Annotated in this window: 8 protein-coding genes, 1 riboswitch and 1 other annotated feature; of the genes, 6 read left to right on the top strand and 2 right to left on the bottom strand. The window is 64.7% G+C overall.

Annotation, left to right across the window (positions count from 1 at the left end):
• Window positions 1-77 precede the first annotated feature (77 nt).
• Complete coding sequence (locus ABIN76_RS17675; RefSeq protein WP_346960958.1) at window positions 78-1,205, bottom strand: geranylgeranyl reductase family protein; 1,128 nt, start codon at window positions 1,203-1,205, stop codon at window positions 78-80.
• A 957-nt stretch (window positions 1,206-2,162) separates the two neighbouring features.
• Between ABIN76_RS17675 and ABIN76_RS17670 the strand changes: the two genes are divergently transcribed.
• Window positions 2,163-2,822: an HAD family hydrolase gene (locus ABIN76_RS17670; RefSeq protein ID WP_346960960.1), complete on the top strand. Its 660-nt coding sequence runs from the start codon at window positions 2,163-2,165 to the stop codon at window positions 2,820-2,822.
• Window positions 2,774-3,319 carry a hypothetical protein gene (locus ABIN76_RS17665; RefSeq protein WP_346960961.1) on the top strand — a complete coding sequence of 182 codons (546 nt, stop codon included), beginning with the start codon at window positions 2,774-2,776 and terminating at the stop codon, window positions 3,317-3,319. The genes ABIN76_RS17670 and ABIN76_RS17665 overlap by 49 nt, the downstream gene beginning before the upstream one ends.
• On the opposite strand, the gene ABIN76_RS17660 is transcribed toward ABIN76_RS17665, so the two are convergent.
• Window positions 3,316-4,080, bottom strand: a complete 765-nt coding sequence (locus ABIN76_RS17660) for a hypothetical protein (RefSeq protein WP_346960957.1) — start codon at window positions 4,078-4,080, stop codon at window positions 3,316-3,318. The two genes, ABIN76_RS17665 and ABIN76_RS17660, sit on opposite strands and share 4 nt — an antisense overlap.
• 6 nt (window positions 4,081-4,086) lie before the next feature.
• Window positions 4,087-4,282: riboswitch (cyclic di-AMP (ydaO/yuaA leader) on the bottom strand.
• Between the two features lie 176 nt (window positions 4,283-4,458).
• Between ABIN76_RS17660 and ABIN76_RS17655 the strand changes: the two genes are divergently transcribed.
• The 4 genes from ABIN76_RS17655 (at window position 4,459) to ABIN76_RS17640 (ending at window position 6,082) form a co-directional block, all read left to right on the top strand.
• Complete coding sequence (locus tag ABIN76_RS17655; protein WP_346960956.1) at window positions 4,459-4,776, top strand: transposase; 318 nt, start codon at window positions 4,459-4,461, stop codon at window positions 4,774-4,776.
• Window positions 4,737-4,849 (top strand) — a sequence feature (AL1L pseudoknot). Its footprint overlaps the gene before it by 40 nt.
• Window positions 4,850-5,105: 256 nt before the next feature.
• Window positions 5,106-5,237, top strand: coding sequence for a hypothetical protein (locus ABIN76_RS17650; RefSeq protein WP_346960955.1), 132 nt, complete (start codon window positions 5,106-5,108; stop codon window positions 5,235-5,237).
• Window positions 5,238-5,333: 96 nt separating this feature from the next.
• On the top strand, window positions 5,334-5,750 hold the full coding sequence (locus ABIN76_RS17645; protein ID WP_346960954.1) for an IS3 family transposase: 417 nt from the start codon (window positions 5,334-5,336) through the stop codon (window positions 5,748-5,750).
• Window positions 5,657-6,082, top strand: a complete 426-nt coding sequence (locus ABIN76_RS17640) for an ATP-binding protein (RefSeq protein WP_346960959.1) — start codon at window positions 5,657-5,659, stop codon at window positions 6,080-6,082. Before ABIN76_RS17645 ends, ABIN76_RS17640 begins: the two co-directional genes overlap by 94 nt.
• Window positions 6,083-6,873 lie beyond the last annotated feature (791 nt).

The following is a 6,873-nucleotide window of genomic DNA, read 5'->3' as shown; positions in this document are numbered from 1 at the left end:
GCCCGGCCAAACCAAATCCCGCCGTCCTCAACCAGCCCGTCGGTGGATCAAGGCTTAGCGGATGCATCTTAGGACGGTCAACTCTTCCAGAGGGTGGCGGCGAAGCGGGCCAGATCCGCGGCATCGAAGGTGCCCTCGCCCAGCCCAACGGAGCTCAATTGCTGAAGGAGTTGCGGATCCCGCCCGCAGGCTCGAAGAGCAGTCATCACAGCAGAAGGCCTGTCAAGAAGTGGGTACAGTGCTTTCAGCTGGCGGTGTTGGCGACCGAATCTTCTTCGAAGCGTGTGGGAATAGCTGTCGCCAGCATTGGCAGCCACCGCGGCACTCCCTGCGAGCGCACCTGAGGCCAGTGCGTAGAAAATGCCTTCTCCAGATAGCGGATTTACAAGACTGGCGGCGTCGCCGACGAGTAGCACACGGCCGACAGAGGGGCGGGGCATATGGGTTGATAACGGCAACAGGTGTCCGGCCATTCTGGTGGAGCGGACCGAGAAGCCCGGAAGTAGTTCGGCTGCGCGATCCACCAACCTCGCCCTGCTCATCACCGAAGCAGCCGTCCCGTAACCCAGATTGATTGTTCCGTGGTTTGTTGGAAACGCCCATGCGTAGCTCAGGCCGGTGCCAGGTAGCGGGTCCCAGCGAAGGTAAAGCCCATCGAATCCATCGGGGGCCGGAGCGTAACCTCGGATGGCGACGGCCATATGGCGACCGCGGTTGGGCGGTTGTCCCACCGCACGGCGGACCGTCGAGTTCGCCCCGTCGGCACCGATCAGTACCGGTGCACTATATTTTCCGTCAACGACCACGCGGCTCAGACTTTGCTGTACTTCGCGCACAACATGCTGGCGGTAGATCGCCCCGACACGACCGGCAGCGACCATGAGCCGGTGGTCGAGGTCAGCCCGGGGAACGATGTACCCGGGCATTGGCGCAGTTCCGGTCGTATGCGCATCTCCGGCGACCAGCCGGAAGCGAAACACACGTTCGCTCGGATGGAGCAGTTCGGGAAGGCCGAGGCCGGCAAGTTCCCTGACGGCGTCGGGGCTGACCCCGTCGCCACAAACTTTGTCCCGGCCCAGGGGTGCCCGATCTAAAACCAATACCCTGGCGGATGGCCGCGTGTGCAAGGCACTTATCGCCGCCGCGGAGCCACCCGGTCCGGCGCCGACTATGATGACGTCGAATGCCTCGAGAGGGGCGGTCATCGCAGTACTACCTGCCACAGGCTCCTTGCAACAACACCAAACATCAAAAGCGACAGATCACGAGCGGTCAAGTGCGGCCCCTTGTCTTCCTGAATGACTCTAGGCAGTGGTAAAGCTGACGACACATGTGATCGGGGCGGTGACATCCCGGCTTTGGTCAGCACGGGCGATTCATGCCGAGTGCCTTCCGTTCCCACGGTCGGTGACGTAAGTCGCGGAATAAGGGGCAATGCGTGTACGTGTAGTCGCGTAGGCGATGTTGATAAAGCTGGAACGCCGGCTGACGTTCGCAGTCGCCGGCTTCAGCGGCAGCATCCACGGCGCGGCCGCCCGGCCTAGTACGGCTCTAGGTACGGGCGCGAGCAGCCCTCGTGCCGGCGCATCTGCCCCAGTATTTTCATAAGCGTTGACCACGATTTAACGGCCCATAGTCGTACTCACTTCGCTTGGCTGTGCATACGGTTCCTCACGCCACTTAGCAGTGTACGCGATGGAGGGACATTCGCGCTGCGGGGACAAAGAAGATGTGTCGTTTTCAGCGGTCCAGGGGCTCCTCCGCGCCGTGGGGTCGAAATAGAGGTGTCCGGCTTGTCGGCTGTAGCTCGACGGCGGGGACAGCTGCATGATGCGTGCGTTTGTTGCGGTGAACGCAGTGACTTCTTGGTGCCGTAGTTTAGCCCGTTTTCAGCCTGGTGTGGAGGACTTCCACGGGAACCGTGGATTGCTGCTTCGGACACGAGTGCGAGATTCCTAATTTGCTCCCTGCCCTCCCCGCGGCAGCCATGAGCGTTCCGCTGGGATGGATATCTCCGAACGCGACGCGAAAAAGTCTCTATCAGCGTCCCGGGCAAGCGCCGGGGCCAGTTCGCCTCGACGGTCGCCACCTGGGGATCCACCACGAACCAGATCCTGGAGTTGCGGACGTTTCTGGAAAAACAGAGCGTCACGGTCGGGGTGATGGAGGCGACCAGCGATTGCTGGAGGGCGTTCTATTATCTACTCCAGGCGTCACCGCCGGTCATGCTGGTCAATGCCAGACATGCGAGGAACCCGGCCGGGCGCTCGACGCCCCGAGCACGTACTACGCCCGCCGGTCCCGGCCGGAGTCCGCCCAGCGAGCATCCGATTGCCCAGGCCATCGCCCCCGCTGCCAACCTCACTGGACCGTTGCTGCCGGTGACCGGCTTTGAGAGCGCCCCCCGGCAGAGGCGTCCGTGGCATCGTCGGCGGACGCCGGGTGGTCGCCGGACGGGCCGGGTGGCTGCAGTCCAACGGCATAGAGCCGGAGGCCACCCACCACACGGCACTGAAGTCCACACGGCACTGAAGTCGCGGGAACGTGGCGGGGCGACCGTTATCTGGGTGGGCGTGGACGGTGAAACGGCCGGAATCATCAGCCTCACCGACACAGTCAAGGCCGGTTGGGCAGCCGCCATCGACCGACTCAAAGACCTGGGGCTCAGGCCCATCCTGCTGACCGGCGACAGTGCCGCCGCGGCGGCGAGCGTTGCCGCCGCCGTGGGCATCCCGGCCGAAGACGTCCTGGGGGGGTCCTGCCGGAAGGCAAAGTGGAAGCGGTCCGGAAGCTTCAGGCATCCGGGGCTACCGTGGCGATGACCCGGGCCGGCGTCGACGACGCTGCGGCCCTGGCACAGGCCGATCTGGGCATCGCGATGGGAAGCGGCACAGACCTCGCTATCGCAGCCGCCGACCTCACGGTCATCGGCAATGACCTCGGCCAGGGTGCCCAAGCCATCGAGCTCTCGCGCCGCACCCTGGCCGCGATCCAAACCGCCCTGTTCAGGGCCTTCTTCTACAACGCCATCGGAATCCCGGTCGCCGCCCTGGGTCCGCTGACCCCGATGATCGCCGGCGCCGCAATGGCCGCCAGCCCTGTCCTGGTCGTGGGCAACTCGCTGCGTCTGCGCCGCTTCGCCAGGACAAGTCTTCAGGATCCCGTGGAGGACCTGCCGGCCAGCCCGCCGGGTCCGGTCGGTCGGGCCCGAGGAACCACCGCCGGATGTGACCACGGGAAGTGCCGTCGGACATGCAAAAGGACCGGTGGTCCGCAGCCCCCAAGGCAGCGGACCACCGGTCCGTCCGCAGGCTTTTAGGCGCCGGCCCGCACGAACGTTACGGGACCAGTGGCGGTCAGCCACGACAGCGGATGCACGACGGTCTGGTTCTTGCCGTTCATGCCGGAACTGAGCACCTGGCCATCGCCGACGTAGATGCCGATGTGGCCCGGCTGGATGACCATATCGCCCGGCGCCGGGGCGCCAACGACCTTCCCATAGTTCATGAACTGCATCGGGGCCAGGTCTCCAACCGGAATGCCGGCCGCTCCCAGGGCCTTTTCCACCAGGCGCGTGCAGTCCTGAATCAAACCAAGCTGCGCGTAAGCGGCCGACACCATAGTGGCGTTGACCCCGCCTGCCGCAGTGGGAGCAGCAGCGGGCGCAGCCGAGGCCTTCGGGGCGACGGTGATCTGGGTCTTCGCCGCCGGCGCTTGGACGGCCGCCGCTGGCTGGGGCGCTGCGACGGCCGCCGCAGGCGCTTCAATCACCGGCGCCGGAGTGGTGGCGACTGCCGGGCGCTCAAAGGAAATCCGGACGCTGGAGTCAGCACGGAGCTGACTCTGGGCCTGGCCGGTCACCTCCAGGTTTGACACGGGAGCCGAATCCCGCTGGGCCGGGGCCTCGGCGGCCTGCGCGGCGATCCCGCTGGTCAGAACCAAACCCGACGCGGCGGCGATCACGGCGGCCTGGCGGCCTACCCCGCCGGCGTTGTCTGCGACAGCTTTGGAGACTGTCGCAAGCGGGCTGGTGCGTACGGTGACCGCGCGGCGGCGGCCGTGAGCTTTGCCTGTAGACATGAAAAAGCAGCCTCTCCCAATGCCTGCGGGGTTAGCTGTCGGATTCGGATGGGAGACACCCGGCCGCAGCCACCGCAAGAAGATGCAGTGGCGCGGCTTCACCCCAAGGCCTGGGAACAGGCCAACATGTGGTTTCCCCGTCTCTGCCGGACGATTTTTCGAACGGATCCCGGGCAGCGGCAGAGTTAGGCAATCGGCACGGGAGTGCCGTTTCGAAGAAAATCGGCACGCGTTCGACCGTACAGTAAATTCGCAGAGATGTCACATTCGGGTAACGAACGCGAACGGCGCCTCTGGACGGCTGCTGAACTAAGTGCTTTCTGAGGTGAATCGCACCGGGTTTGATGGAGACGTCGATTACCCGGAAGGATGATTCCCATGCCGGCACAGCGAAAGTACCCAAACGAGTTGCGTGAGCGCGCAACGCGGATGGCCATCGATGCAAGGAAAGACCCCACAACCAGGACCGGCGCGTTCCGCCGCATCGGAGAGCATCTCGGGGTGAATCCCGAGGCGTTGCGGACCTGGGTGAGCCGGGCCGAGACCGACGAGGGCCCGCGGCCGGGAACGACGACGGCGGACGCAGTCCGGATCACTGAACTCGAGCGTGAGGTCCGTGAACTGCGCCGGGCGAACACGATCCTGAAGCAGGCCTCGGCTTTCTTCGCGGCGGAGCTTGACCGCCCGTCGGGGTGACATGCGCCTTCGTGGACAAGCACCGCGAGGAACACGGGGACGGGCGATCTGCAAGGCGCTGCAGATCGCCCCGAGCACGTACTACGCCCGCCGGTCCCGGCCGGAGTCCGCCAGAGCGGTCAGCGCCCGGAAGCTGGGGGAAAAAATCGAGAGCATCCACGCTCAGAACTACGGCATCTACGGGGCCCGGACGATCCATAAGGAGCCGGCGTGCAGTACCGTGCGATCCGCTACACCCAGCGGCTGGAAGAAGCAGACGCTGTGGCCTCCGTCGGATCCAAGGGCGATAGCTATGACAACGCCCTCGCCGAGGCGTTGTTGAGGTTTCCGTGGGAACGGTCGCTGCCATCATGGCGGAGAACGGCTGGGCAGCCAATCGGATGCGCGCCTTCAAACGCACGACTATCCCCTCAGACCCGGACAACATCGTCGCGGACCTCATCGGCCGGGACTTCACCTGAGATACCCCCGGCTCGAAGCTCGTTGGCGACATCACTTACCTGCGCACCGGCGAGGGCTGACTATACCTGGCCGCCGTCATCGATCTGTGCACCCGCATGGTCGTCGGCTGGGCGATAGCCGACCACATGCACGCCTCCCTCGTAACGGGCGCCCTGGCGATGGCCCGGGACCGAGGACACCCGCCCCGGTTGCCATCTTCCATTCCGACCGCGACACCCATGCACCTCCCGGGAAATGGGCGCCTGGTGCACCGGCAACAGTGTCCGCCAGTCCATGGGGCCACCGGGGTGTGCTGGGACAATGCCGTCGCCGAGTCCGCGTTCTCATCCCTGAAAACCGAGTTCTACCACCACAGCTTCGCCACCCGGCAGGGCGCCCGCCGGGCGAGCATGCGCTACATCGAGGTGTTCTACAACCGCTGGCGGCACCACACCAACAAAGAGGGGCTGTCGCCGGCAACAGCAATGGCCAACTTCAAGGCCAAAACCCAGCCGCTAACGCCGGCCGCCTAACCCAAAAAGAAACCAACCGGCTGTCTCACATCCTTGACACACCTCAGATCCTGCGGGCAGATTTGGTGGTGGTCGATGACATCGGCCTGTTGCCGGTGGGCACGGACGCGACCGAGGGTCTTTACCGCCTCGTCGACGCCGCCTACGAGAAGCGCTCCATCGCGGTTTCCTCAAATCTGCATCCCGCCGACTTTGACGAGCTCATGCCCAAAGCCCTCGCCACAGCCAATGTGGACCGGCTACTGCACCACGCGCACGCCGGCCAGACCTCAGGGGAATCGATCCGCCTCAGACGGTCCCTGGCCGGAAAAGGAGTCACCCCAATGAGCTAACCCCACACCCCAACATGGCCTGCGCCACCGAACACCGGTGGGCAGATGGGACTGCCCCGGATTTCAGGCCATGACCGCCAGTTTTCATGGCCACCAGCGGACATTTCTGCTGGCCGTCCATGGGCACAAACCATTGGCCTTGACAACGGTGGGACCGTCGAGGACCCGTAGGGTGTTGCGGCGCCGGTAGAACGAAGCCCGCAAAACCTTCAGGATCCGCTTAGCCATGCGATTGGATGGATCTCCTTCTCCGTTTGGATGAACTCGTCGGGTTCCGTACCGTGGCTTCACGGCGAAGAAGGCGCGGACTTTACCTGGAACTCATTTTCATGCCTCAGCTTCGCGTTCTCAGCCAGCGCTTTCTGGCGCTCTTCCCAAGGTACTGCTGACTTCTCCTCGGTGAGAAACCGATCAGGATGATTGTCTCGGCATTTACGCTCCCAAGTCCCCGGAGTGCCCTCGTTCAGCTTATATCTGGCGCAACCTCATGTGTGGCCCTCCGGCGCGGCTTCCGGACATCGTCCCCCGGCGTAGAGCGGATTAGGGGGCGGCCAATTGGACGCCGGAAGCGACTGCCCGCAGGCCCAGCGGCCACTCGCCGGGAAGGTTTTAGCGGGCGCCCCGCTGGGGCGATGGTGGCGGGCGAGCGGGACAGGGAGCCGCTTCGGTAAAGGGAAACGGCCCCCTGTCATCAGCTTCAGCACCTCAGGCCGTGCCTGCCGGCCGTCCGCCCTTGCGGTCGTACCATTGCTCCAGCCAGGTCTGCATCTGGCTGATTTCGGCCAGTTGCA

Source organism: uncultured Arthrobacter sp. (genome assembly GCF_964021775.1).
Lineage (GTDB): Bacteria > Actinomycetota > Actinomycetes > Actinomycetales > Micrococcaceae > Arthrobacter.
Note: the sequence above shows the minus strand (reverse complement) of the source record. Positions and strands in the feature narration are given on the sequence as shown.